The organism is Bradyrhizobium sp. 62B, assembly GCF_030272265.2.
GTDB lineage: Bacteria > Pseudomonadota > Alphaproteobacteria > Rhizobiales > Xanthobacteraceae > Bradyrhizobium.
In genome coordinates, this window is the sequence record NZ_CP092841.2 from 378,203 (window position 1) to 403,067 (window position 24,865).

21 protein-coding genes are annotated in these 24,865 nt (G+C 64.9%); 12 read left to right on the forward strand and 9 right to left on the reverse strand.

Translation table 11 applies throughout. The features are described 5' to 3' along the window. The first annotated feature begins 115 nt into the window (after positions 1-115). Positions 116-1,312: a hypothetical protein gene (locus ML401_RS01840; RefSeq protein WP_285809377.1), complete on the forward strand. Its 1,197-nt coding sequence runs from the start codon at positions 116-118 to the stop codon at positions 1,310-1,312. A gap of 33 nt (positions 1,313-1,345) precedes the next feature. Here ML401_RS01840 and ML401_RS01845 read toward each other — a convergent pair whose 3' ends face one another. From ML401_RS01845 to ccmA, 5 genes are all read right to left on the reverse strand, one after another. Next, positions 1,346-1,939 carry a DsbE family thiol:disulfide interchange protein gene (locus ML401_RS01845; RefSeq protein ID WP_285809379.1) on the reverse strand — a complete coding sequence of 198 codons (594 nt, stop codon included), beginning with the start codon at positions 1,937-1,939 and terminating at the stop codon, positions 1,346-1,348. Next, on the reverse strand, positions 1,936-2,121 hold the full coding sequence (gene ccmD / locus ML401_RS01850; RefSeq protein WP_194405423.1) for a heme exporter protein CcmD: 186 nt from the start codon (positions 2,119-2,121) through the stop codon (positions 1,936-1,938). Before ccmD ends, ML401_RS01845 begins: the two co-directional genes overlap by 4 nt. Further along, the gene (locus ML401_RS01855; RefSeq protein WP_194405424.1) at positions 2,118-2,909 is read right to left on the reverse strand and encodes a heme ABC transporter permease; all 792 of its coding nucleotides are present in this window, start codon (positions 2,907-2,909) and stop codon (positions 2,118-2,120) included. The genes ccmD and ML401_RS01855 overlap by 4 nt, the downstream gene beginning before the upstream one ends. A 91-nt stretch (positions 2,910-3,000) precedes the next feature. Continuing rightward, the gene (gene ccmB, locus ML401_RS01860) at positions 3,001-3,669 is read right to left on the reverse strand and encodes a heme exporter protein CcmB (protein WP_285809381.1); all 669 of its coding nucleotides are present in this window, start codon (positions 3,667-3,669) and stop codon (positions 3,001-3,003) included. 286 nt (positions 3,670-3,955) lie between these two features. Continuing rightward, positions 3,956-4,558, reverse strand: a complete 603-nt coding sequence (gene ccmA, locus ML401_RS01865) for a heme ABC exporter ATP-binding protein CcmA (RefSeq protein WP_285812791.1) — start codon at positions 4,556-4,558, stop codon at positions 3,956-3,958. A 241-nt stretch (positions 4,559-4,799) separates the two neighbouring features. Here ccmA and acnA point away from each other — a divergent pair, with 241 nt between their 5' ends. From acnA to ML401_RS01880, 3 genes are all read left to right on the forward strand, one after another. Next, complete coding sequence (gene acnA / locus ML401_RS01870; RefSeq protein WP_212068947.1) at positions 4,800-7,520, forward strand: aconitate hydratase AcnA; 2,721 nt, start codon at positions 4,800-4,802, stop codon at positions 7,518-7,520. 230 nt (positions 7,521-7,750) lie between these two features. Then, a complete protein-coding gene (locus tag ML401_RS01875) occupies positions 7,751-8,527 on the forward strand; it encodes a thioredoxin family protein (RefSeq protein ID WP_194405427.1) in 777 nt (258 codons plus the stop codon). Positions 8,528-9,119: 592 nt separating this feature from the next. After that, positions 9,120-9,494, forward strand: coding sequence for a DUF2794 domain-containing protein (locus tag ML401_RS01880; protein ID WP_194405428.1), 375 nt, complete (start codon positions 9,120-9,122; stop codon positions 9,492-9,494). Between the two features lie 107 nt (positions 9,495-9,601). Here the strand turns inward: ML401_RS01880 and ML401_RS01885 are convergent, their stop codons facing one another. The 4 genes from ML401_RS01885 to ML401_RS01900 form a co-directional block, all read right to left on the reverse strand. Next, complete coding sequence (locus ML401_RS01885; RefSeq protein ID WP_211415081.1) at positions 9,602-10,132, reverse strand: GNAT family N-acetyltransferase; 531 nt, start codon at positions 10,130-10,132, stop codon at positions 9,602-9,604. A gap of 316 nt (positions 10,133-10,448) precedes the next feature. Continuing rightward, the gene (locus ML401_RS01890; RefSeq protein WP_018318880.1) at positions 10,449-11,240 is read right to left on the reverse strand and encodes a Bax inhibitor-1/YccA family protein; all 792 of its coding nucleotides are present in this window, start codon (positions 11,238-11,240) and stop codon (positions 10,449-10,451) included. A gap of 281 nt (positions 11,241-11,521) precedes the next feature. Next, complete coding sequence (locus ML401_RS01895; protein WP_285809389.1) at positions 11,522-14,092, reverse strand: ABC transporter permease; 2,571 nt, start codon at positions 14,090-14,092, stop codon at positions 11,522-11,524. After that, the gene (locus ML401_RS01900) at positions 14,089-14,811 is read right to left on the reverse strand and encodes an ABC transporter ATP-binding protein (RefSeq protein ID WP_285809390.1); all 723 of its coding nucleotides are present in this window, start codon (positions 14,809-14,811) and stop codon (positions 14,089-14,091) included. The genes ML401_RS01895 and ML401_RS01900 overlap by 4 nt, the downstream gene beginning before the upstream one ends. A gap of 55 nt (positions 14,812-14,866) precedes the next feature. Here ML401_RS01900 and ML401_RS01905 point away from each other — a divergent pair, with 55 nt between their 5' ends. The 8 genes from ML401_RS01905 (at position 14,867) to ML401_RS01940 (ending at position 24,743) form a co-directional block, all read left to right on the forward strand. Next, positions 14,867-15,502, forward strand: coding sequence for an arylesterase (locus ML401_RS01905; RefSeq protein WP_285812792.1), 636 nt, complete (start codon positions 14,867-14,869; stop codon positions 15,500-15,502). Positions 15,503-15,674: 172 nt separating this feature from the next. Further along, a complete protein-coding gene (thpR, locus tag ML401_RS01910; protein WP_194405433.1) occupies positions 15,675-16,211 on the forward strand; it encodes an RNA 2',3'-cyclic phosphodiesterase in 537 nt (178 codons plus the stop codon). A gap of 211 nt (positions 16,212-16,422) precedes the next feature. Next, complete coding sequence (gene zapE / locus ML401_RS01915) at positions 16,423-17,607, forward strand: cell division protein ZapE (protein WP_212068950.1); 1,185 nt, start codon at positions 16,423-16,425, stop codon at positions 17,605-17,607. Between the two features lie 251 nt (positions 17,608-17,858). Next, positions 17,859-18,827 carry a malate dehydrogenase gene (gene mdh / locus ML401_RS01920; RefSeq protein ID WP_008145224.1) on the forward strand — a complete coding sequence of 323 codons (969 nt, stop codon included), beginning with the start codon at positions 17,859-17,861 and terminating at the stop codon, positions 18,825-18,827. A gap of 204 nt (positions 18,828-19,031) precedes the next feature. Then, positions 19,032-20,228 (forward strand): ADP-forming succinate--CoA ligase subunit beta, encoded by a 1,197-nt coding sequence (sucC, locus tag ML401_RS01925; RefSeq protein WP_211415078.1) that lies wholly within the window; start codon positions 19,032-19,034, stop codon positions 20,226-20,228. A 4-nt stretch (positions 20,229-20,232) separates the two neighbouring features. Further along, the gene (locus tag ML401_RS01930) at positions 20,233-20,712 is read left to right on the forward strand and encodes a DUF1579 family protein (RefSeq protein WP_285809415.1); all 480 of its coding nucleotides are present in this window, start codon (positions 20,233-20,235) and stop codon (positions 20,710-20,712) included. 36 nt (positions 20,713-20,748) lie between these two features. Next, positions 20,749-21,633: a succinate--CoA ligase subunit alpha gene (gene sucD / locus ML401_RS01935; RefSeq protein WP_183249402.1), complete on the forward strand. Its 885-nt coding sequence runs from the start codon at positions 20,749-20,751 to the stop codon at positions 21,631-21,633. Between the two features lie 137 nt (positions 21,634-21,770). Then, positions 21,771-24,743 carry a 2-oxoglutarate dehydrogenase E1 component gene (locus ML401_RS01940; RefSeq protein WP_194405438.1) on the forward strand — a complete coding sequence of 991 codons (2,973 nt, stop codon included), beginning with the start codon at positions 21,771-21,773 and terminating at the stop codon, positions 24,741-24,743. The last annotated feature ends 122 nt before the right edge of the window (positions 24,744-24,865 follow it).

Sequence of the window (24,865 nt, forward strand, 5' to 3'; positions counted from 1 at the left end):
CCTTCATCGCTCTGTAACCGCAAGCTGAGATTCTTCAGCTCCGGACCTTGTCCGAACGGTCGCAGGCGATAGCCTCTGGTCGTGAAGAGAGGGTGGCACGCCGGAGGGCCCGGTGATGGGTGCAAAACAGGACCAGACCGCTGAACACCTGATTCAGTACCTCCGGCAACTCGCTCCGCAGGTCCGGCGCCGCCTGCTTGCCGAACTGGAGCGGCTGCACCTCCTCGGCGAGGACATCCCGCATTCCGAGCCGTTGATCGCGGCGCTGCGTGCCGAGTTTCGCAACACGGGCCCGAACCACTACCGCGTCGGAAATCCCTCACGTTACTTCTTCGAGCCGCTCGAGCCGGTGCTGGTGGACAGCGCGCCGGAACGGGCCAATAGCGGACAGATCGCCCGTGGATCGCTCGCACCGATCTGGAGCCTTGTGACCGAGCAATTGCTGCGCAGTATGGCCGCCGACTACATCGCCAACGCGACGAAGGCCATCTCTGCCGACAAGCAGCCCGAGGCGCGGCAGATGGCCCAGGCGTTCCAGAAGAAGGTGCTGACCTCTCTCAACGGCCAGCTTGGGTCTGCCGAGGGCGCAGCCGGCATTCGCGACGGGCTGATGGCCTATACCAGCTCCCATGCGACGTTCGATGACCTCAAGAAGATGCTGCGCTGTCTCGACCTGCAGCGGGAGCTCGACGAGTTTGCCCGTGCGCTTGCGCCGAAGATTGCCCGGCTCGAGGGCGCCAGCCTCGACAAGGTCCTTGGCCTCCTCAGCACGCTCAAGTCCAGGCGCGCCGATGCCGTGCCGTTCGCGCTCACGATCGTCGCAAGGCGCCTGGAAAGTTCGTGGGAGCTGCTGTCGCTCGCGACCGCGACATCAGACGACCGGGCTGCGGCGCGGATCGCGGCGGGCCCCTTCGCGATCGCGGTTTCGATGGTGCTCGATCAGATCGAGCAGAAGCACCACCTCCTGCTCTTCGCGCTCAGGAACAATCGCCCGGTGCGGGCCAGGGAGATCGTGAGCGAGATCTACCGGATCGAGCAGGCGCTGCGAACGCAGATCGAGCTCAAGGGGTCCGGCTGGGCCCAGCGCCTCGATGAGCTGATGACGGATGTCCAAGCCGCCGTCGACGCGGAGGTCAGCAGCATTCCCGGCGATCACCGGCACCTGACGCACATTCTGGAATCGCCGCGGCTGCGCCCGGACGATTCCTTCGGCCACAAGGTCGGCCATATCTTCGAGAAGGGCTGGGATGTCGTCGCTGGCCTGCTCGCGGGCCACACGGACCCGACCCATCGTCGCGACAACGTGCCGTGAACTCACGCCCTCGGGCAGCTTGTCCGCGCCAGGTCAGCTTCCTGCCTTGAGCGCCTTCTCCAGCTCCGGCATCAGCACCGTCTTGAGGTTTTGCGCCGTGACCGGGCCGACCAGCTTGTAGACGATGGTGCCCTCGCGGCCGACGACGAAGGTTTCCGGCACGCCGTAGACGCCCCATTCGATCGAGGCGCGGCCGTTGGCGTCCACGCCGACGCGGCCGAACGGGTTGCCGTAGCGGCCGAGGAAGCGGCGCGCATTGTCGGCCGTGTCCTTGTAATTGATGCCGACCAGCTGGAAGCGCTTGTCTTTTGCCAGTTCGGTCAGGAGCGGTGCTTCGTCATGACACGGCACGCACCAGGACGCCCAGACATTGACGAGACTGACCTTGCCCTTGAACGCGGCGGGATCGAGCCCCGGCACGTGCGCGTTGTCGGTCTGCAGTCCCTCGAGTGGCGGCAGCACGGTCTGCGGCACCGGACGACCGATCAGCGCGGAGGGGATCCGCGAGATATCGCCGCTGCCGAGCCGGAACCAGAACAGCAGCGCGAGTCCGATGAAGGCGATCAGCGGCAGCACCATCAGGAAGGTGCGGCGCTGCGGCGGCGCGGAGGCAGGTTGATCGGTCATCGCAATTCCGTCGCGCTGCGGCCGGAACGGCGCGTGATGCCGCGCTCCTCCAGCTCGCGCAGGCGCTGCGTCTGGTTGCGATGGTCGAGCGCGATCCAGCCGATCAGGATCGCGACCACGAGGGCCGCGGCGGCATAGGACGTCACGATGAAGGAGGCATAGGGACCCAGCGACATGATCATGCGGCCCCGACTTCGTTCGACGCGTTTTGTCCGCGCGCGCCGGCACCGATCTCGCTCGAGAACGCGACACGGCTCGCCTGCATCATCTGCAGCGAGCGGACGCGGCGGCGCAGGATCTCGTTGCGCATCGCGGCCAGATGCAGCGTGACGAACAGCAGCGTGAAGGCGATCGCCATCACCAGCAGCGGAATCAGGAAGGATTTGTCGAGGGCCGATCCGCCCATGCGCATCACCGAGGCGGGCTGGTGCAGCGTGTTCCACCAGTCGACGGAGAATTTGATGATCGGCAAATTGATAGCGCCGACCAGGGTCAGCACCGCGGCGGCGCGGGCCGCGCGCGAGGGATCGTCGACCGCGCGCCACAGCGCCATCAGGCCGAGATACATCAAAAATAGAATCAGCACCGAGGTGAGCCGCGCGTCCCATTCCCAATAGGTGCCCCACATCGGCCGGCCCCACAGCGAGCCCGTGAGCAGCGCGAGGAAGGTGAAGGCGGCGCCGATCGGCGCGGCCGCCTTGGCGGCGACGTCGGCGAGCGGATGACGCCACACCAGCGTGCCCAGCGAGGCGATGCTCATCACGCCCCAGACGAACATCGACAGCCAGGCATTGGGCACGTGGATGAACATGATCTTCACCGTCGCGCCCTGCTGGTAGTCGTCGGGTGCGAGCGCGGCTTGATAGAGACCGATCGCGAGCAGGACGACGGTCGCGGCCGCAAGCCACGGCAGGACCCGCGCTGTCAGCGCGAGGAACCGCGTGGGGTTGGCGAGGTCGATCAGTGTCATGGTACCCTGATAATCGTCGATGGCCGCTCAGGCAATCAGCACGAAAGCGAGGGACGAAAGTTGATCGGGGTCAAGGTCGGCCGAGCCCATCCTAATCAAGTCCATGCCGCAGGCTCGCCGCGGCTGCGAAGGGACCGACCACGAGGCTGACCAGCGACAGCGCGCACAGGATCGAGAACGGCGCGCCGAAGGTCATCGGGCCGACGATCACGGCCTGCGAGGCCGCCACGCCGAAAATCAGCACGGGAATCGACAGCGGCAGCACCAGCACCGCCATCAGCAGCCCGCCGCGGTGCAGCGTCACCGCCAGCGCCGCGCCGATCATGCCGGTAAACGTCAGCGCCGGGGTACCCGCCAGAAGCGTCAGCGCCACCGCGCCGGTCGCGACCATGTCGAGGTTGAGCAGGAGGCCGAGCACGGGGGTTGCGACAATCAGCGGCAGGCCGGCGGCCAGCCAATGCGCCAGTGCCTTGGCGGCACAGGCGAGTTCCAGCGGCGTCCGGCTCATCGTGATCAGGTCGAGCGAGCCGTCCTCGTGGTCGGCCATGAACAGCCGGTCGAGGGTGAGCAGGCTCGCCAGCAGCGCTCCGAGCCAGAGGATGGCCGGCCCCAGCCGCGACAGCAGCGCCAGATCGGGCCCCACCGCGAACGGCATCAGCACCACCACGGTCAGGAAGAACAGCACCCCGATCAGCGCCCCGCCGCCGACGCGGAGCGCGATCCGGATGTCCCGGCGGATGATGGCGGACAGGGCGGTCATGAGGTGGCCCTTCTGGCGAAGCGGCCATGGGAGTCGGGCTGGCGCTGCGGGGACGGTGCGCTCCCTCCCCCGCCTGCGGGGGAGGGGTGGGGAGAGGGTATCTCGGCAACGAAGATTCCCCCTGAGGATAGAACCCTCACCCGGCGCCATGGCCGATGCAAAGCATCGGCGTTTTCTAGGGACGGCGGCCAGGGGCCGCCTATGCCGGCCTCTCCCGCAAGCAGGGAAGGCGAGGGGACGGAGCGGCCGCCACCTGGCCGCTCGGAAAGCTGAGGGTGGGGCCGCATCACGCCACACCCCCAATCCGCAGCTCCCGCGATTCAATCCCCAACGGCGCGTGGGTCGCCGCGACGATCATGCCGCCGCGCGACAGGTGCTCGCGCATCAGGCCGCCGAACATGTCCTGTCCCGCCACATCCAGCGCGTTGGTCGGCTCGTCCAGCAGCCAGACCGGGCGGCGGACAGTCAGCAGGCGCGCCAGCGACAGGCGGCGGCGCTGGCCGGCCGACAGGAAGCCGGCGGGCAGGTGGGTGGCGTGCGCGAGGCCGACGATGGCGAGGCTCTCGGCGAAGTCAAAACGCTCGCCGCCGAGAAATTCGGCCCAAAAGGTCAGATTTTCGGCCACGCTGAGCGCCGGCTTGAGGGCATCGCGATGGCCGAGATAGTGGCACTGCTCGGGCAGCGTCAGCTCGGGATCGCCGCCCGCCAGCGCGATCTTGCCATCCGCCGGCACGAGCAGGCCGGCGATCAGCCGCAGCAGCGAGGTCTTGCCCGATCCGTTGCGGCCGACGACTGCCACGGCCTCGCCGGAGACCGCGGCGAAATCGAGCCCGGCGAACACCTGGCGGCCGCCCCGCACGCAGGCGACCCCGTGTCCGAAGAGCTGCATCTCGCCTTGTTTCAGGTCACTCAAAGCCGGGCCTCAGGAAAACTTGGGGTAGCGCATGGGAATTTTTGGCTGGCGGTTGCTGCGGCACGATTGTGGCTGTGGCGGCGCGGTTAGAAAGCTTCTATAAGCCCGGAACTACTTGATGCAGCAACTCAACCTGCCCCCGCAAGCGGCCCAGCCTAGATGTGCTGACGGTGTTAAAATACCCTGCCGGGTATAACTAACAATTGGGATTTCCTACATGACCTCGCTCGACAGCTTCAAATGCAAAAAGACCCTCAAGGTCGGCGCCAAGACCTATGTCTATTACAGCCTGCCCACGGCCGAGAAGAATGGTCTGAAGGGAATTTCCAAACTTCCCTACTCGATGAAGGTCCTGCTCGAGAACCTGCTGCGCAACGAGGACGGCCGTTCGGTCAAGAAAGAGGACATCGTCGCCGTCTCGAAATGGCTGCGCAAGAAGTCGCTGGAGCATGAAATTGCGTTCCGCCCGGCGCGCGTGCTGATGCAGGACTTCACCGGCGTGCCCGCGGTGGTCGATCTCGCCGCGATGCGCAACGCGATGCAGAAGCTCGGCGGCGACGCCGAGAAGATCAATCCGCTGGTGCCGGTCGACCTCGTCATCGACCATTCCGTGATCGTGAACTTCTTCGGCGACAACAAGGCTTTCGGCAAGAACGTCACCGAAGAGTACAAGCAGAACCAGGAGCGCTACGAGTTCCTGAAGTGGGGCCAGAAGGCGTTCTCGAACTTCTCCGTCGTGCCGCCCGGCACCGGCATCTGCCACCAGGTCAATCTCGAATATCTCTCCCAGACGGTGTGGACCAAGAAGGAGAAGATGACGGTCGGCAAGAAGACCGGCACCTTCGAGGTCGCATACCCTGACTCGCTAGTCGGCACCGACTCCCACACCACCATGGTCAACGGTCTGGCCGTGCTCGGCTGGGGCGTCGGCGGCATCGAGGCGGAAGCCTGCATGCTCGGCCAGCCGCTGTCGATGCTGCTGCCCAACGTCGTCGGCTTCAAGCTGAAGGGCGCGATGAAGGAAGGCGTCACCGCGACCGATCTCGTGCTGACAGTCACGCAGATGCTGCGCAAGCTCGGCGTGGTCGGCAAGTTCGTCGAGTTCTTCGGCCCCGGTCTCGACAATCTCTCGGTCGCCGACAAGGCGACGATCGCCAACATGGCGCCCGAATATGGCGCGACCTGCGGCTTCTTCCCGGTCGATGCCGCCGCGATCGACTACCTCAAGACGTCGGGGCGCGCCGCGCCACGCGTCGCGCTGGTGCAGGCCTATGCCAAGGCGCAAGGGCTGTTCCGCACCGCCAAGTCGCCCGATCCGGTGTTCACGGAAACGCTGACGCTCGATCTCGCCGACGTCGTGCCGTCGATGGCCGGTCCGAAGCGCCCCGAAGGCCGCATCGCGCTGCCGTCGGTCGCCGAAGGCTTTTCGCTCGCGCTCGGCACCGAATACAAGAAGGCCGAGGAGCCCAACAAGCGCTTTGCCGTCGAGGGCAAGGATTTCGAGATCGGCCATGGCGACGTCGTGATCGCCGCCATCACCTCCTGCACCAACACCTCGAACCCGAGCGTCTTGATCGGCGCCGGCCTCTTGGCCCGTAACGCCGCCGCGAAGGGCTTGAAGGCAAAACCGTGGGTGAAGACCTCGCTCGCCCCGGGTAGCCAGGTCGTCGCGGGCTATCTCGCCGATTCCGGCTTGCAGAAGGATCTCGACAAGGTCGGCTTCAACCTGGTCGGCTTCGGCTGCACCACCTGCATCGGCAATTCCGGTCCGCTGCCCGAGGAGATCTCGAAGTCGATCAACGACAACGGCATCGTCGCCGCCGCCGTGCTCTCCGGCAACCGCAACTTCGAAGGCCGCGTCTCGCCCGACGTGCAGGCGAACTATCTCGCTTCGCCCCCGCTGGTCGTCGCCCACGCGCTCGCGGGCAGCGTTACCAAAAACCTTGCCGTCGAGCCGATCGGCGAGGGCAAGGACGGCAAGCCGGTGTACCTCAAGGACATCTGGCCCACGACGAAGGAAATCAACGCCTTCATGAAGAAGTTCGTGACCTCGACGATCTTCAAGAAGAAGTATGCCGACGTGTTCAAGGGCGACGCCAACTGGCGCAAGATCAAGACGGTCGAGAGCGAGACCTATCGCTGGAACATGTCTTCGACCTACGTGCAGAACCCGCCCTATTTCGACGGCATGAAGAAGGAGCCGGAGCCGGTCACCGACATCGTCGAGGCGCGCATCCTCGCCATGTTCGGCGACAAGATCACCACCGACCACATCTCGCCGGCCGGTTCGATCAAGCTCACCTCGCCCGCTGGCAAATATCTCAGCGAGCACCAGGTGCGTCCCGCCGACTTCAACCAGTACGGCACGCGCCGCGGCAACCATGAAGTGATGATGCGCGGCACCTTCGCCAACATCCGCATCAAGAACTTCATGTTGAAGGGCGCCGACGGCAACATCCCCGAAGGCGGTCTCACCAAGCACTGGCCCGACGGCGAGCAGATGTCGATCTACGACGCCGCGATGAAGTACCAGCAGGAGCAGGTGCCGCTGGTGGTGTTCGCCGGCGCCGAATACGGCAACGGCTCCTCGCGCGACTGGGCTGCCAAGGGCACGCGTCTGCTCGGCGTGCGCGCCGTGATCTGCCAGAGCTTCGAGCGCATCCATCGCTCCAACCTGGTCGGTATGGGCGTGCTGCCGCTGACCTTCGAGGAAGGCACCTCCTGGTCGTCGCTCGGCCTGAAGGGCGACGAGAAGGTCACGTTGCGCGGCCTGCAGGGCGACCTCAAGCCGCGTCAGAAGCTGACCGCCGAGATCGTCTCCGGCGACGGCTCGTTGCAGCGCGTTTCGCTGCTCTGCCGCATCGATACGCTGGACGAGCTCGACTACTACCGCAACGGCGGTATCCTGCACTACGTGCTGCGCAAGCTCGCGGCCTAAGCGCGGATTTGTGAACGGTGGCTCACTGCGAAGTGAGTAGAAGGTTAAATGAAGGCGGCCTATCACAAGGCCGCCTTTCATGCGTTTGCGGCACGTTCGGATGGGCCCGCGCGGCGGAAAACGGTCCTTGGGCGGTTATCTGGGCGGATGAAGTATCGTGCCCCGTAAGACTACGGTGACCATCAGGCGATAAGATCCCCCTCCACGAGTGACGGTGTGTGACGTTCGACATGACAACAATGACGGCTTCTCATCTGGTTTCACGTTGGTCCGGTGCCCTCTGGTCGAGTGCTCTCGGTCTTTGTGCCATCGTCGCCGTCGTCGTTCCCGCCTCTGCCGATCCCCGCGCCGTTGTCGAATTGTTTACCTCGCAAGGCTGCTCCTCCTGTCCGCCCGCCGATCAGATCATCGGCGATCTCTCCAAGGATCCGTCGATCATCGCGCTGAGCATGCCGATCGACTATTGGGACTATCTCGGCTGGAAGGACACGCTGGCGGATTCGCGCTTCTCTGCACGACAGCGTGCCTATTCGAAGATGCGCGGCGACCGCGAGGTCTACACCCCGCAGGTCGTGGTCAACGGCTCCACCCATGTCATCGGCAGCGACCGTACCAGCATCGAGAATGCGATCGGCAAGACCGACAAAGGTGTGGGCGTGATGAGCGTGCCGGTGACGATGTCGCTCGCGGGCAAGCAGATCAACGTCTCGGTGGCCGCGAGCAAAGAGCCGGCCGTCTCGCATGGCGAGGTTTGGATCTGCTCGATCGCCAAGTCGGTCCCGATCGCAATCACCCGCGGCGAGAATCGCGGGCAGCAGGTCACCTATCACAACGTGGTGCGCAACCTGCTCAAGGTCGGTGACTGGACCGGACGTTCGGAAAGCTGGACGGTGCCGATCGAGAATTTGACGCGCGACGGCGTCGACGGCGCGGTGGTCTACGTCCAGGACGGCAGCCGCGAGCGGCCGGGCCCGATGCTCGGCGCGGCGTACACGTCGCTGCATTGAAGTAAGCACAGCATCTCGGCAATTGTTGCTCGTCATTCCGGGCGCGCGAAGCGCGAGCTAGGGTGCGCAATTGCGCAACTGAGAATCCATCTATCTATGGACGAGCTGAGAAATGGATTCTCAGATGCGCAATTGCGCATCGTAGTTCGCGCCAAGAGGCGCGCCTCGGAATGACAGCGCGCCAGCAACATCCCGACACAAACAAAAAAGGACCAACTTGCGTTGGCCCTCCTTGTCGTGCGTACAGACCCGATCCTGTTCGACCCCGGGGGGCTGGGGGCTGAGGAATCCGGAACCAAAAGGACCGGGTCAACGCACATGAATCTTTTCGCAGTGCAGGGCGGCAGTCGCTAGGCGGAAAAGCGGCGAGACTATGATTCCTTCTAACGATCCCGTGACGGTTTGCCGCGACAGAGTTCCACCTTTGCGTGTGCCCGGCATCGCACCTGATTCGATCGGTTGAATGAAGGCGGGCGAGTTCCATCAAGAGCCTTGCAGCGAGGGACGGATGGCGCAATCATACCATTGTCATGCTCCGGTTCCGGGGACGGTTCGCGGACTGGGTTCAAGTCGTGCGATGAGGAGGCTCTCCATGAGTCTGATGTCGGAGGATGCCGATCCGAGCGAGCAGCGCGCGGCGGCGCGCCCCGCCGCTGCGAATGCGCAACAACTGAGCCGGGTGACGTTCAACCGGCTCGAGCTGCACCGCATTCTCAATCTCTACGGCCGCATGGTCGCCGACGGCGAGTGGCGCGATTACGCCATCGACTTCCTGAAGGACCGCGCGGTGTTCTCGGTCTATCGCCGTGCCTCGGAAGTGCCGATCTATCGCATCGAGAAGGATCCACGGCTGGCGCGCAAGCAGGGCATGTACAGCGTGATCTCGGCGACGGGCCTGATCCTGCGCCGCGGCCACGAGCTCGAGCGCGTGCTGCTGGTGATCGACCGGAAACTGGCGGTGGTGTAGCCACTGACCCCGTTGCCCGAATGGAGCGACGCGCAATCCGGGCCGTTGTAGCAGCGGATGGACCTGTCCCGGATTGCGCTTCGCTCCCTCCGGGCTACAAGAGCTTCCTACTTCCCCGGCACCGTGCTCGCGCCCTCGCCGAGGTCGCGCTGCATCATCACCGTGTCCAGCCAGCGGCCGAATTTCAGCCCGACATTGCGATGCGTGCCGATCATCTTGAAGCCGCCCTTGGTGTGCACGCCGATCGAGCCGGCATTGGCGGAATCGCCGATCACCGCGATCATCTGGCGAAAGCCGCGCGCCTCGCATTCGGCGACCAGCCGCTCCAGCAACGCTGAGCCGACGCCGCGGCGATGGAAGGCGGGATCGAGATAGATCGAGTTCTCGACCGTGAAGCGATAGGCCGGCCGCGGCCGGTAGGCGCCGGCATAGGCATAGCCGGCAACGCGGCCGTCGAGCATGGCGACGAAATAGGGATAGCCGCCATCGACAAGCGCGCGATAGCGGCGCGTCATCTCCGAGAGGTCGGGCGGCTCCAGCTCGAACGTGGCGGTGCCCTCGCGGACGGCCTGCTGGTAGATGGCGGTGATGGCGGGAAGGTCGGCCTCGGTTGTGGGCCGGATGTCTGCTGCGGTCATGGGGCGAAGATTAAAGCGTTCCCGGGACGGCTGGAAGAGGCGAACGGCCTTTCCACGTCGTCATTGCGAGCGAAGCGAAGCAATCCAGAAATGCATCTGCGGAGGGACTCTGGATTGCTTCGCGGACTTCGTAATGAAGGGAAAGGCATCTCTTGTAGCCCGGATGGAGCGCAGCGAAATCCGGGACAGGTATATCGGCTGATGCGACGTTCCCGGATTGCGCTGCGCTTCATCCGGGCTACGGGAACGGTGCTCCCGCCCAAACAAAAACCCCGGCCTTTCGGCCGGGGTTCGTGTCGTTCGCTCTGTCCGTCGCTTAGTCGCGCTGGCCGAGCAGCTGCAGCAGCAGCGTGAACAGGTTGATGAAGTTCAGGTACAGCGACAGGGCGCCGGTGATGGCCGCACGCTCTGCGATGTCACCGCCGGCCGAGGCATAGCCGTAGATGTAGTCGTTCTTCAGCCGCTGGGTGTCCCAGGCGGTGAGGCCCGCGAACACCAGCACGCCGACCACCGACACGATGAACTGCAGCATCGAGCTCGCCAGGAACAGGTTCACCAGGCTCGCGATGATGATGCCGATCAGGCCCATGAACAGGAACGAGCCCATGCCGGTCAGGTCACGCTTGGTGGTGTAGCCGTAGAGGCTCAGCGCACCGAAGGTCGCCGCGGTGATGAAGAACACCCGCACGATCGAGGTGTGGGTGAACACCAGGAAGATCGACGACAGCGAGATGCCCATCAGCGCCGCGAACACCCAGAACAGGATCTGGGCCGTCGAGGGCGCGAGACGGTTGATGCCCGCCGAGATCACGAACACCATGGCCAGCGGCGCGAGCATGAACAGCCATTTCAGCGGGCTGACGAACATCGCGTAGCCGAACGGCGTCAGGAACAGCTTGCCGACGCGGACGGATTCCGCCGTCGGAACGTCGGTCACGGCAGCCATGTAGACGCCGAGCGCGGCCAGGCCGGTGATGGCGAGGCCGATGCTCATGTAGTTGTAGATGCGCAGCATGTAGGCGCGCAGGCCGGCATCGACCGTCGCGGCGTCAACACGCCCGGCGGCCCTGCCGAAAGGAGAAGCGTAGTTACGGTCTAGGTCCGACATGGTCGAATTCCCGTTGGTTGGTCCGGTCCGGCACTGGGGTCGCCGTGCCGCCGGTTCGTCAAACTCTATCTCGGATACCGATGCCAACCGACTAAATTTTGGCTAACAATCGGGGCTCCGAACCCACTCGATATGTGGGAAACTAACACATTCGCTGCAACCTTCCACGCGCGGCTGAATGTCGCCCTTGGCGGCAATCCTGACGCGAACCTGACGAGCAGTCGTAGTTAATCGCGGGAATCGTGCGATTCCGCATCAATGCGGCCAGCCGCTACCATTTGTCACAAATTCCGCAACACCGTGGCGGGCTTTTTGTTCAATGCCAGCAGCGTGCCTGCGAGCCCGAGCCCGACCGTAACGACGAGCGCGGCCGCGACGACTCCGGCCGCGCTGCCGGCCTGCCAGACGAAGCTCAGCGTCATCAGCCGCGTCACGATCATCCAGGCAGCCAAGCTGCCGGAGATCACGCCGAACAATGCGGTGGCGAGCCCAATCAGGAGATATTCGAGCGCATAGGCGCTCAGCAGCCGCAGCCGCGTCGCGCCCAGCGTTTTCAGGATCACGGCATCGTAGACCCGGTGGCGATGGCCGGCGGCGAGAGCCCCGCCCAGCACCAGGATCGCCGAGATCAGGGTCACCGCGCTGGCGCCGCGAATCGCCAGCGCCAGATTGGTCACCACCGCGCCGACCGTCTGCATCACCTCGCGCACGCGCACGCTGGTCACCATCGGATAGGCGTCGGCCACCTGCTTGATGATCTTGCCGTCGCCTGCCGCATTTCCGCCCGGTTCCGTCAGCGTCGCGATATGGGTGTGCGGCGCGCCCTTGAAGGCGTTCGGCGAGAACACGAGGACGAAATTGATGCCGAGTCCCTGCCAGTCGATGCTGCGCAGATTGCCGATTTTGGCCGGGATGTCGCGGCCGAGCACGTTGACCACGATCTCGTCGCCCAGCTTGAGGCCGAGGCCGTCGGCGATCTTCTTCTCCATCGACACCAGCGTCGGGCCGGAATAGTCGGCGCTCCACCATTCGCCCTCGACCACCTTGGAGCCTTTCGGCAGCTCGCCGGTGTAGGTCAGGCCGCGGTCGCTCTGCAGCACCCATTCGGAATCGGTCGACGGCTTGAGCTCCTCGGCGCGCAGCCCGCGCGCGGCGACGATGCGTCCGCGCAGCATCGGCACGTCCTCGACCGTCGCGCCGGGCGCGATCTTGCGCAGGTAAAGGTCGAACTGCTCGGCCTGCGCGCTCGGGATGTCGATGAAGAAGAAGGATGGCGCCTGGTCGGGGAGGGCCGCGAGGAACTGCCGCCGCAGATTGCCGTCGATCTGGGTGATGGTGACGAGCACGGCGAGCCCGAGGCCCAGCGACAGCACGACCGAGGGCGTCAGGGCGCCCGGTCGGTGGATGTTGGCGATCGCAAGCCGCAGCATCGGCAGCCGCGTCCGCGGCAGCCGCCGCGCGATACCCATCAGCAGCGCGGCAATGCCGCGCAGCAGGGCGAACACGACGACCGAGGAGGCCACGAACACCGCGGCGATGCGCTTGTCGAAGGAGAGCCCGATGACAACCGCGATCAGCAGCGCGATCACCACGCCCATGAACACGAGATAGCCCGCGCGTGGCCGGTGCCATTCCGAGCTGATGGTGTCGCGGAACAGCGCGGCCACCGGCACGTCGTGGACGCGTCCGAGCGGCCACAGGCCGAAGGCCAGCGCCGTCAGGAGGCCGTAGATGAAGGACAGCGCGAGCTCGTCGGCATGCACGGCCGGCACCACCGGCAGCGGCAGCAGCTTGCCGAACAGGCCGACGATGGCGAATGGCATCGCCGCGCCGAGCGCAAGGCCGATCACCGAGCCGATCGCGGCGAGCAGGAGGACCTGTGCGAGATAGATGCCGAACACGTCGCGCCCGGTGGCGCCCACGGCCTTGAGGGCCGCGATCACTTCGAGCCGGCGGTCGATATGGCTCTTCACGGCATTGGCGACGCCGACGCCGCCGACCAGCAGCGCGGCAAGTCCGACCAGCGTCAGGAACTGCGTGAAGCGGTTGATGTTGCGCTCGAGCTGCGGCGAGGCGTTGGAGCGGCTGCGGATCTCCCAGCCGGCTTGCGGCGCGGCGCTGCGCGCATCCGCGATGAAGGTTTCGGTGGCGCGCTCGTTGTTGGCGACGTCGGGCAGCTTCACCCGGTAGACCCAGCGCACCAGGCTGCCGGGCTGGATCAGGCCGGTGGCGCGCAAGGCCTCCTGGCTGATCAGGAAGCGCGGGCCGAAGCCGATGCCGCCGGCGAGCTTGTCGGGCTCGGCTTCGACGGTGGAGCGGATCTGGAAGGTCGCCGAGCCGATGGTGACGCGGTCGCCTGTCTTCAGCGACAGCCGCGCCAGCAGCGTCGGATCGGCGGCCGCACCGAACGCGCCGTCGCGCTCCGCGAGCACGTCCGACATCGGCAATTGCGGTTTCAGCGTCAGCTGGCCCAGCATCGGATAGGTGTCGTCGACCGCCTTCATCTCGACCAGTGCGAGCTGGCCGTCGGCCGCGCGCGCCATGCCGCGCAAGGTGGCGGCGGTCGACACGGCGCCGCGCGAGCGCAGGAAAGCGACCTCGTCGGGTTTCGCTTCGCGCTGAAACAGCACGAAGGAGACGTCGCCGCCGAGCAGCGTGCGGCCCTCGCGGGCCAGGCCGTCGGACAGGCTCGCCGACACCGAGCCAACGCCGGCGATCGCCATCACGCCGAGCGCGATGCAGGCGATGAAGACGTAGAAGCCGCGCAGGCCGCCGCGTAATTCGCGCAGCGCATAACGCAGCGAGAGCGCGACGCCGCCCGGCTTCGCGAAGGGTTCGGCAGCCGCGCTCATGCCGGCGCCGACTGCGTGTCGATGCGGCCCGAGCGCAGGCGGATCACGCGGTCGCAGCGATGCGCGAGCGAGGAATCGTGCGTCACCAGCACCAGGGTCATGCCGCGCTCGGCGTGCTTGCTGAACAGGAGATCGACGATCTGTTTTCCGGTGGCCTCGTCGAGATTGCCGGTCGGCTCGTCGGCAACGAGGATCGCGGGATCGGGCACCAGCGCGCGGGCCAGCGCCACGCGCTGCTGCTCGCCGCCCGAGAGCTGTGTCGGATAATGATGCAGGCGGTCGCCGAGCCCGACCGATTGCAGCTCCTGCGCCGCGCGCTTTGCCGCGTCGGGATTGCCGGCAAGCTCGAGCGGCACCGCGACATTCTCGAGCGCGGTCATGGTCGGGATCAAATGAAAGGACTGGAAGACGATGCCGACCTGGCGTCCGCGGAAGCGCGCCAGCGCGTCCTCGTCGAGGGCATTGAAAGGCGTGCCATTCACCACCACCTCTCCGCTATCAGGACGCTCCAGCCCCGCCATCACCATCAGCAGCGTGGATTTGCCCGAGCCTGACGGGCCGATCAGGCCGATCGTCTCGCTACGGCCGACTCGCAAGCTGATATCCTTGAGAATGTGAACGCGTGCCGCGCCCGTGCCCAATGAGAGATTGACGTTGGAGATGGCGATGGTGTCCGCCGTAGTGACGGCGAGCGAAGAGGGATCGATGCGAGTGTCCATGGTCCGGTCATATGGCAACTCCGATAGCGCGGTCGAGAGGCGTTACGGATTGTTCATGCAGATAGCCGTGTTGATGCTCGCCTTCATGACAATAGCGAACCCGGCCTGGGCGGACGCGACAAAACCGGTCAAGCTCGTCGTTCTCGGCGATTCCCTGAGCGCCGGTCTCGGCCTTCCGGCCCAGGAGGCATTCCCCCAGAAGCTTCAAAAAGCCTTGCAGGCCAAAGGCATAGCAGTCGACATGACCAATGCCGGGGTGTCCGGCGACACCACCTCCGGCGGCCGTGACCGGCTCGACTGGTCGGTGCCTGACGGAACCGACGGCGTCATCGTCGAGCTCGGCGCCAACGATGCACTTCGCGGCATCGATCCCGATTTGACGCGCGCCGCGCTCACCGACATCATCCAGCGGCTCAAGACGCGCAAGATTCCGGTCATGCTCTGCGGCATGCTGGCGCCGCCGAACTACGGCGCCGATTATGCCGCGCGCTTCAATTCGATTTATCCGGATCTGGCGAAAAAATTCGACGTGCCCCTCTATCCTTTCTTTCTTGAAGGAGTTGCGGCCGACGCCAAGCTCAACCAGGCCGACGGCATTCATCCGACCGCTCAAGGCGTCGACATCATCGTGGGCAACATCATGCCCACCGTCGAGGCATTCCTTGGCACGATCGCTGAGCAACGACGTTGAAAAGCATGCAGCGTCTCCTTCATACCCAGGGTTTTCCCGGGGTCAGGCGTGCGATGCTTCGCAGAGTCACACAACTGCGATAGGAATCAGGGTACCGGTGATTCGTCGCCGGCTCTAATTTGGATATGATCCTGCTCGAAGGATCGTACCCAAGCATCGGGAGTGCGAAACGATGCCGCGTTTGTTCACAGGTCTGGAAATTCCGGCCGAGATCGGCCAGTCGCTTTCCAACTTGAGGGGTGGCCTTCCCGGCGCCCGCTGGATCGATCCCGAAAATTACCACGTCACATTACGCTTCATCGGTGACATCGACGGCGTCTCTGCCAACGAGATCGCCTCGATGCTGTTTCGCGTCGATCGCAAGCCATTCGAAGTGAAGGTGCAGGGCCTGACCAGCTTCGGCGGCCGCAAGCCCCGCGCTGTCGTTGCGACCATCGCGCCGAGCAAGCCGCTGATGGAGTTGCAGGCCGAGCTCGAACGCATGATGCAGCGGATCGGTCTCAACCCGGAGGGCCGCAAGTTCATCCCGCACGTCACGCTCGCCCGGCTGCACGACGCCACCGACCGCGACGTCGCCGACTATCTCTCGCTGCGCGGCTATTTCCCGAGCAAGGCATTCATGGCCGAGCGCTTCGTGCTGTTCTCCTCGCGCGCCTCCACTGGCGGCGGACCGTATGTGGTCGAGGACGCCTACGAGCTGTGTGAGTAGCGGTCGCGCAACTCTCGTGCCCCGGACGCTGCGCAGCGCAAAGCGGTCGCAGCAGAGCCGGGGCCCATCTCTCTAAGGGCAATGACGAAACAGTGGGTCCGGCTCTGCGCAGCAGCGTTGCACGCTGCAGCGCGTCCGGGACACGAAACCGCATACCCCGTCCACCAAATGACGGCTTGCAATTTCCCCCGGTCTCTGGCGGTAAAGGGCCATGCTCTCGACCCCCAGTTCCCCATTCAGCGAAGCCTATCAGGCCCAGATCGCGTCAGGCGCGATCGAGCCGGATGCCGCGCAGGCCGAGGTTGCCGAGGCCTATGCGGCGCTCGACCTGCGGCTCGCAAGCTACAAGCCTGTCCGCAAGCAGGGGCTGCTCAGCCGCCTGTTCAGCAGCGACAAGGACGAGGCGCCGCGCGGGCTCTACATCCATGGCGAGGTCGGCCGCGGCAAGACCATGCTGATGGACCTGTTCTTCCAGCACGCGACCGTCGAGCACAAGCGGCGCGCGCATTTCCACGAATTCATGGCCGACGTGCATGAGCGCATCTATGATTATCGCCAGAGCATCGCGCGCGGCGAGATCGCCGACGGCGACGTCATCGCGCTGACCGCGAATGCGATCTTCGAGGAGAGCTGGCTGCTCTGCTTCGACGAATTCCACGTCACCGACATCGCGGACGCGATGATCCTCGGACGTCTGTTCGCAAAATTGTTCGAGCTCGGCACCGTCGTGGTCGCGACCTCCAACGTCGCGCCTGACGATCTCTACAAGGGCGGCCTGAACCGCTCGCTGTTCCTGCCTTTCATCAAGCAGATCACCGACCATATGGACGTCGCGCGGCTCGATGCGCGCACCGATTTCCGGCTGGAGAAACTTCAGGGCGTGCCGATGTGGCTGACGCCGGCGGATGCCGATGCGGACGCCGCCCTCGACCGCGCCTGGAAGCGGATGTCGGGCGGCGCCACCTGCCGCTCGCGCGACATCTCGATCAAGGGCCGCATCCTGCACGTGCCGTGCTCGGCCCATGGCGTGGCGCGGTTCTCGTTCGCCGATCTCTGCGAGAAGCCGCTGGGGGCATCTGACTACCTCAGGCTGGCGCACGACTATCACACCATCCTGGTCGACCATATTCCAGTGATGGACCTCTCCCAGCGCAATGCCGCCAAGCGCTTCATCACGCTGATCGACGCGCTCTATGACAATGCGGTGAAGCTGATGGCCTCGGCCGACGCCAACCCGATCTCGCTCTACCTCGCCAACGAGGGCGTCGAGGCCATGGAGTTCAAGCGCACCGCCTCGCGCCTGATCGAGATGAGCTCGGAATCCTATCTGGCGCTGGCTCACGGCCGCAAGGATTCCACCGCCAGCGGCTCCACCAAGGGCCTGGTGGAGACTTAAGTCCTATTTGCCAGCGCTGTCATTCCGGGGCGTCGCGAAGCGAGGGGCCCGGAATCCATTGCTCAGCGCGCTCTGCCGACCGAGGGATTCCGGGCTCGCGACTTTCGTCGCGCCCCGGAATGACAGGGCTGCGTGCCCGCGGCCGCGCCAAGCCCGACAATTGGGCATTGGGCGACTTGAACGGGGGAGGCGAAAGGGATAACCACCCGTCTCAGTTTTCCCCTCCTTACGTGTCTAAAGGACAGGCTCACATGGCGCGCGACAAGATTGCTTTGATTGGCTCCGGTCAGATCGGCGGAACGCTGGCTCACCTCATCGGCTTGAAGGAGCTGGGCGACGTCGTGATGTTCGACATCGCCGAGGGCGTGCCGCAGGGCAAGGCGCTCGACATCGCGCAGTCCTCGCCGGTCGACGGCTTTGACGCGCATTACACCGGCGCCAACTCCTACGAGGCGCTCGACAATGCCAAGGTCTGCATCGTCACCGCCGGCGTGCCGCGCAAGCCCGGCATGAGCCGCGATGACCTGCTCTCCATCAACCTCAAGGTCATGGAGCAGGTCGGCGCCGGCATCAAGAAGTATGCGCCCGACGCGTTCGTCATCTGCATCACCAACCCGCTCGATGCGATGGTGTGGGCGCTGCAGAAGGCTTCCGGCCTGCCGCACAAGAAGGTCGTCGGCATGGCCGGCGTGCTGGATTCGGCGCGCTTCCGCTACTTCCTCGCCGACGAGTTCAACGTCTCGGTCGAGGACGTCACCGCCTTCGTGCTCGGCGGCCATGGCGACACCATGGTGCCGCTGGTGAAGTATTCCACCGTTGCCGGCATCCCGCTGCCCGACCTCGTCAAGATGGGCTGGACCTCGCAGGCGCGCCTCGACGAGATCGTCGACCGCACCCGCAACGGCGGCGCCGAGATCGTCAATTTGCTCAAGACCGGCTCGGCCTTCTACGCGCCCGCCGCCTCCGCGATCGCGATGGCCGAGAGCTATCTGCGTGACAAGAAGCGCGTGCTGCCCTCGGCTGCGTATCTCAACGGCGAATACGGCGTGAAGGACATGTATGTCGGCGTGCCCGTCGTGATCGGCTCCAAGGGCGTCGAGCGCGTCGTCGAGATCGAGCTCGCCGGCAAGGACCGCGAGGCCTTCGACAAGTCGGTCGGTGCCGTGCAGGGCCTGGTCGACGCCTGCAAGAAGATCGCCCCCGATCTTCTCGGCCGCTAAGCCCAGCAATTCCCGCCGAAGCCCGAAAACCGGTCTTCGGCGGTTTCATTTCCGGGGCCCGGTTGTCGGGACAGGCTCCGGGTCGGCAGTCCAGAGATCGATGTCAAAGAATCCGGGTTGCAGTTCCTGTGGTATATGGTATGCCAGCCACAAGACTGAGGTGGGCCCTAGAGGTCACCGCCCGCGGGTTCAGGGAGCGACCATATGAATATCCATGAATATCAGGCCAAAGCGTTGCTGGGTGAGTTCGGCGTGCCGATCTCCAAGGGCGTGCCGGTCCTCAAGGCCGCCGACGCCGAAGCCGCCGCCAAGGCGCTGCCCGGTCCGGTCTATGTAGTGAAGAGCCAGATCCATGCCGGCGGTCGCGGCAAGGGCAAGTTCAAGGAAGCCTCGGCCGGAGACAAGGGCGGCGTCCGCATCGCCAAGTCGGCCGCAGAGGTCTCCGAATTCGCCAAGCAGATGCTGGGCGCGACGCTGGTGACGATCCAGACCGGCCCCGCCGGCAAGCAGGTCAACCGCCTCTACATCGAGGACGGCTCGGACATCGACAAGGAATTCTATCTCTCGCTCCTGGTCGACCGCGAGACCTCGCGCGTCTCGTTCGTCGTCTCGACCGAAGGCGGCGTCAACATCGAGGACGTCGCGCACAACAATCCCGAGAAGATCGTCACCTTCTCCGTCGATCCCGCCACCGGCATCATGGGCCATCACGGCCGCACGGTCGCCAATGCGCTCAAGCTCTCCGGTGACCTCGCCAAGCAGGCCGAGAAGCTCACCGCGCAGCTGTTCACCGCCTTCGTCGCCAAGGACATGGCGATGCTGGAGATCAATCCGCTGGTCGTGACCAAGCAGGGCCAGCTCCGCGTGCTCGACGCCAAGGTGTCGTTCGACGACAACGCGCTGTTCCGTCACCCCGAGGTGCTCGCGCTGCGCGACGAGACCGAGGAAGACGCCAAGGAGATCGAGGCGTCCAAATACGACCTCAACTACGTCACGCTCGACGGCAACATCGGCTGCATGGTCAACGGCGCCGGTCTGGCCATGGCGACGATGGACATCATCAAGCTCTACGGCATGTCGCCCGCCAACTTCCTCGACGTCGGCGGCAGCGCCAGCAAGGAGAAGGTCGCAGCCGCGTTCAAGATCATCACCGCCGATCCCAACGTGAAGGGCATCCTGGTCAACATCTTCGGCGGCATCATGAAGTGCGACGTGATCGCCGAGGGCGTCACGGCGGCGGTTCGCGAAGTCGGCCTCAGCGTGCCCTTGGTGGTCCGCCTCGAAGGCACCAATGTCGAGCTCGGCAAGAAGATCATCCGTGAATCCGGACTGAACGTGGTGCCCGCCGACAATCTCGACGACGCCGCGCAGAAGATCGTGAAGGCCGTCAAGGGAGGCTAAGGCCATGGCCCAGGACCATCTCGCCGCATCATCTCCGCTTCCCGAGCATGCGCGCCTCGCCGCGTTCGCCGGCGAATGGGATGGCGAGGAGGTGGTCTTCCCGTCGCGCTGGACGGAGGGCGGGCCGGCGACATCGCGCACCGTCGCGCGCATGGACCTCAATGGGTTCTATCTGATCCAGGACAGTGTCCAGATGCGCGACGGCAAGCAGATCTTCGCCACGCACGGCCTCTTCACCTACGACCGCGACGACCGGACCTACAAGCTGTTCTGGTACGACTCGCTCGGCTACACGCCGCCCTCGCCCGCTTCCGGCGGGTGGGTCGGCCAGACCCTGACGCTGGTGCGCGGCTCGCTCCGCGGCAATGCGCGCCATGTCTACGAAATCATCGATGAGAATTCCTACTCGTTGAAGATCCAGTTCTCGCCGGATGCGGAAGGCTGGGCCGACGTGCTCACCGGCGTCTACCGCCGCATCCACTGACCCTCTCACTCCGTTAGTTTCGCGAAAGCAGACCTCATGTCCATCCTGATCGACAAGAACACCAAGGTCATCTGCCAGGGCTTCACCGGCAAGAACGGCACCTTCCATTCGGAGGCCGCGATTGCCTATGGGACCAAGATGGTCGGCGGCACCTCGCCGGGCAAAGGCGGCTCGACGCATCTGGGCCTGCCGGTGTTCGACACCGTGCGCGATGCGCGTGAGAAGACCGGCGCCGACGCGTCGGTGATCTACGTGCCGCCGCCGGGCGCGGCCGACGCGATCTGCGAAGCCATCGACGCCGAGATCCCGCTGATCGTCTGCATCACCGAAGGCATTCCTGTCATCGACATGGTGCGGGTCAAGCGCTCGCTGATCGGCTCCAAGTCGCGCCTGATCGGGCCGAACTGCCCGGGTGTCATGACCGCCGGCGAGTGCAAGATCGGCATCATGCCCGCCAACATCTTCAAGACCGGCTCGGTCGGCATCGTCTCCCGTTCGGGCACGCTGACCTATGAAGCCGTGTTCCAGACCTCCCAGGAAGGCCTCGGCCAGACCACCGCGGTCGGCATCGGCGGCGACCCGGTCAAGGGAACCGAGTTTATCGACGTCCTCGAAATGCTCCTGGCCGATCCCAAGACCGAATCGATCATCATGATCGGCGAGATCGGCGGTTCCGCCGAAGAGGACGCCGCCCAGTTCCTCAAGGACGAGGCCAAGCGCGGCCGCAAGAAGCCGATGGTCGGCTTCATCGCCGGCGTCACGGCCCCTCCCGGCCGCCGCATGGGCCATGCCGGCGCAATCATTTCGGGCGGCAAGGGCGACGCCGGTTCCAAGACCGAAGCGATGAAATCGGCAGGGATTACAGTGTCCCCGTCGCCCGCGCGCCTCGGCCACACGCTTGCCGAAAAGTTGAAAGGCTAATTCACTTCTTCGTACTTTTCCGGGCGAAGTTTCGCAGCAAATAGGGTAAAGGGTGCCTGTCGCGCCGAGCCTCTGCCGGGGAGCTCGGTGCCAGCGCCGTTTGTTATGCGCGAACCGAAATCGCCAGGAACTCAAGTATGTCTCGCCAGGACGCGAACGCAGCCTTTGCCCTGTCATCCTTTTTGCAGGGCACCAACGCCACCTACATCGACGAAATCTACGCCCGCTACCAGAAGGACCCCTCCTCGGTCGACGCCGAGTGGCAGGAGTTCTTCAAGAGCCTGAACGACGCGCCTGCTGACATCAGCAAGAACGCGGAAGGCCCGTCCTGGGAGCGCGACAACTGGCCGCTCACCCCGCAGGATGACCTGACCTCCGCGCTCGACGGCAATTGGGCGGAGGTCGAGAAGGCTGTCGGTGCCAAGATCGCCGCCAAGGCGCAGGCAAAGGGCGGTGACAAGGGCGGCGCCGGCCTCTCCTCTGGCGACCTGCTCCAGGCGACGCGCGACTCGGTCCGCGCCCTGATGCTGATCCGCTCCTACCGCATGCGCGGCCACTTCCACGCCAAGCTCGATCCGCTCGGCATCGAAGCCCAGCGCAACCGCGAAGAGCTCGACCCGCGCACCTACGGCTTCAGTGAAGCCGATTTCGACCGCAAGATCTTCCTCGATCACGTGCTCGGCCTCGAATACGGCACGCTGCGCGAGATCACCGCGATCTGCGAGCGTACCTACTGCCAGACGCTCGGCGTCGAGTTCATGCACATCAGCAACGCCGCGCAGAAGGCCTGGATCCAGGAGCGCATCGAGGGACCCGACAAGGAGATCTCGTTCACCCGCGAAGGCCGCCGGGCGATCCTGATGAAGCTGGTCGAAGCCGAAGGCTTCGAAAAATTCTGCGACACCAAGTTTACCGGCACCAAGCGCTTCGGCCTCGACGGCGGCGAAGCGCTGATCCCCGCGCTCGAGCAGATCATCAAGCGCGGCGGCAATCTCGGCGTGAAGGAAATCGTGCTGGGCATGCCGCATCGCGGCCGCCTCAACGTGCTGACGCAGGTGATGGGCAAGGCCCACCGCGCGCTGTTCCACGAGTTCAAGGGCGGCTCGGCCAACCCCGACGCAGTCGAAGGCTCGGGCGACGTGAAGTATCACCTCGGCGCCTCCTCGGACCGCGAGTTCGACGGCAACCGCATCCATCTGTCGCTGACGGCCAACCCCTCGCATCTCGAGATCGTCGATCCCGTCGTGCTCGGCAAGGTGCGCGCGAAGCAGGACCAGCACGGCGATCCGCCCGACATGCGTATCTCGGTGATGCCGCTCTTGATGCACGGCGACGCCGCGTTCGCCGGCCAGGGCGTGGTTGCCGAGTGCTTCGGCCTGTCGGACCTGAAGGGCTACCGTACCGGCGGCTCCGTGCACTTCATCGTCAACAACCAGATCGGCTTCACCACCTATCCGCGCTATTCGCGCTCCTCGCCCTATCCGTCGGACGTCGCGAAGATGATCGACGCGCCGATCTTCCATGTGAACGGCGATGATCCCGAAGCCGTGGTGTTCGCGGCCAAGGTCGCGACCGAATTCCGGCAGAAGTTCCACAAGCCGGTCGTCATCGACATGTGGTGCTATCGCCGCTACGGCCACAACGAGGGCGACGAGCCGGCCTTCACCCAGCCGGTGATGTACAAGCGGATCGCGGCCCATCCCTCGACGCTGACGCTCTACTCCAAGCGCCTGATCGCCGAAGGCGTGGTCACCGAGGGCGAGGTCGACAAGCTCAAGGCCGACTGGCGCGCCCGGCTCGATGCCGAGTTCGAGGCCGGCACCTCCTACAAGCCGAACAAGGCCGACTGGCTCGACGGCAAGTGGTCCGGATTCAAGATCGCCGATCAGGAAGAGGACGCCCGTCGCGGCGTCACCGGTGTCGACCTGCCCGTTCTCAAGGACATCGGCCGCAAGATCACCAAGGTGCCGGACGGTTTTCGCGTCCACCGCACCATCCAGCGCTTCCTCGACAATCGCGCGAAGGCGATCGATACCGGTGCCGGCATCGACTGGGCGACCGGCGAAGCGCTGGCGTTCTGCACGCTGCTGCAGGAAAACCACCATGTCCGTCTGTCCGGGCAGGATTCCGAGCGCGGCACCTTCTCGCAGCGCCATTCGGTCCTGATCGATCAGGAGACCGAGAACCGCTACACGCCGTTCAACCATCTCGGCAACGAGCAGGGCCATTACGAGGTCATCAACTCGCTGCTGTCGGAAGAAGCCGTGCTCGGCTTCGAATACGGCTATTCGCTCGCCGAGCCGAACACGCTGACGCTGTGGGAAGCGCAGTTCGGCGACTTCGCCAACGGTGCGCAGGTCGTGTTCGACCAGTTCATCTCCTCGGGCGAACGCAAATGGCTGCGCATGTCCGGCCTCGTCTGCCTCTTGCCGCACGGCTATGAGGGTCAGGGACCGGAGCACTCCTCGGCGCGCCTCGAGCGTTTCCTGCAGATGTGCGCGGAAGACAACATGCAGGTGGTCTACCCGACCACGCCGGCGAACTACTTCCATGCGCTGCGCCGCCAGCTGCACCGCGAGATCCGCAAGCCGCTGATCATGATGACGCCGAAGTCGCTGCTGCGTCACAAGCGGGCGGTGTCGCGCCTCGAAGAGCTGGCGAAGGGAACGACCTTCCACCGCATCCTCTATGATGACGCCCAGATGCTGCCGAACGAGGCGATCAAGCTCGTTCCGGACGAGAAGGTCCGCCGCATCGTGCTGTGCTCGGGCAAGGTCTATTACGACCTCTACGAGGAGCGCGAGAAGCGCGGCATCGACGACATCTATCTGATGCGCGTCGAGCAGCTCTATCCGGTGCCGCTGAAGGCGCTGGTGGCCGAGCTGTCGCGCTTCAAGAAGGCCGAAGTGGTGTGGTGCCAGGAAGAGCCCCGCAACATGGGTGCCTGGCACTTCATCGAGCCCTATCTGGAATGGGTGCTGAATCAGGTGAACGGCGCGAGCCGGCGTCCGCGTTATGTCGGCCGCGCCGCTTCCGCCGCGACCGCGACGGGTCTGATGTCCAAGCATCAGGCTCAGCTGAAGGCGTTCCTGGACGAAGCACTGAGCTGAACTTTTTGAACTGCGTCATGCCCCGCCTCGTGCGCAACGCGCGCGAGGCGGGGCACCCGGTACGCCGTGACTGCAAACGTCGCGGCTTGCTGGATGGCTTGCTTTTCGCGGGCCATTGACGA

What these genes read in the sequence shown, in the direction of transcription:
- ML401_RS01900 (WP_285809390.1), bottom strand. Translation starts at nt 14,811, where the DNA reads ATGGACACTCGCATCGATCCCTCTTCGCTCGCCGTCACTACGGCGGAC.
- ML401_RS01905 (WP_285812792.1), top strand. Translation starts at nt 14,867, where the DNA reads ATGCAGATAGCCGTGTTGATGCTCGCCTTCATGACAATAGCGAACCCG.
- acnA (WP_212068947.1), top strand. Translation starts at nt 4,800, where the DNA reads ATGACCTCGCTCGACAGCTTCAAATGCAAAAAGACCCTCAAGGTCGGC.
- ccmD (WP_194405423.1), bottom strand. Translation starts at nt 2,121, where the DNA reads ATGATCATGTCGCTGGGTCCCTATGCCTCCTTCATCGTGACGTCCTAT.
- ML401_RS01880 (WP_194405428.1), top strand. Translation starts at nt 9,120, where the DNA reads ATGAGTCTGATGTCGGAGGATGCCGATCCGAGCGAGCAGCGCGCGGCG.
- mdh (WP_008145224.1), top strand. Translation starts at nt 17,859, where the DNA reads ATGGCGCGCGACAAGATTGCTTTGATTGGCTCCGGTCAGATCGGCGGA.
- ML401_RS01940 (WP_194405438.1), top strand. Translation starts at nt 21,771, where the DNA reads ATGTCTCGCCAGGACGCGAACGCAGCCTTTGCCCTGTCATCCTTTTTG.
- ML401_RS01855 (WP_194405424.1), bottom strand. Translation starts at nt 2,909, where the DNA reads ATGACACTGATCGACCTCGCCAACCCCACGCGGTTCCTCGCGCTGACA.
- ML401_RS01930 (WP_285809415.1), top strand. Translation starts at nt 20,233, where the DNA reads ATGGCCCAGGACCATCTCGCCGCATCATCTCCGCTTCCCGAGCATGCG.
- thpR (WP_194405433.1), top strand. Translation starts at nt 15,675, where the DNA reads ATGCCGCGTTTGTTCACAGGTCTGGAAATTCCGGCCGAGATCGGCCAG.
- ML401_RS01845 (WP_285809379.1), bottom strand. Translation starts at nt 1,939, where the DNA reads ATGACCGATCAACCTGCCTCCGCGCCGCCGCAGCGCCGCACCTTCCTG.
- ML401_RS01840 (WP_285809377.1), top strand. Translation starts at nt 116, where the DNA reads ATGGGTGCAAAACAGGACCAGACCGCTGAACACCTGATTCAGTACCTC.
- zapE (WP_212068950.1), top strand. Translation starts at nt 16,423, where the DNA reads ATGCTCTCGACCCCCAGTTCCCCATTCAGCGAAGCCTATCAGGCCCAG.
- sucD (WP_183249402.1), top strand. Translation starts at nt 20,749, where the DNA reads ATGTCCATCCTGATCGACAAGAACACCAAGGTCATCTGCCAGGGCTTC.
- ML401_RS01885 (WP_211415081.1), bottom strand. Translation starts at nt 10,132, where the DNA reads ATGACCGCAGCAGACATCCGGCCCACAACCGAGGCCGACCTTCCCGCC.
- sucC (WP_211415078.1), top strand. Translation starts at nt 19,032, where the DNA reads ATGAATATCCATGAATATCAGGCCAAAGCGTTGCTGGGTGAGTTCGGC.
- ccmA (WP_285812791.1), bottom strand. Translation starts at nt 4,558, where the DNA reads ATGCAGCTCTTCGGACACGGGGTCGCCTGCGTGCGGGGCGGCCGCCAG.
- ML401_RS01895 (WP_285809389.1), bottom strand. Translation starts at nt 14,092, where the DNA reads ATGAGCGCGGCTGCCGAACCCTTCGCGAAGCCGGGCGGCGTCGCGCTC.
- ccmB (WP_285809381.1), bottom strand. Translation starts at nt 3,669, where the DNA reads ATGACCGCCCTGTCCGCCATCATCCGCCGGGACATCCGGATCGCGCTC.
- ML401_RS01875 (WP_194405427.1), top strand. Translation starts at nt 7,751, where the DNA reads ATGACAACAATGACGGCTTCTCATCTGGTTTCACGTTGGTCCGGTGCC.
- ML401_RS01890 (WP_018318880.1), bottom strand. Translation starts at nt 11,240, where the DNA reads ATGTCGGACCTAGACCGTAACTACGCTTCTCCTTTCGGCAGGGCCGCC.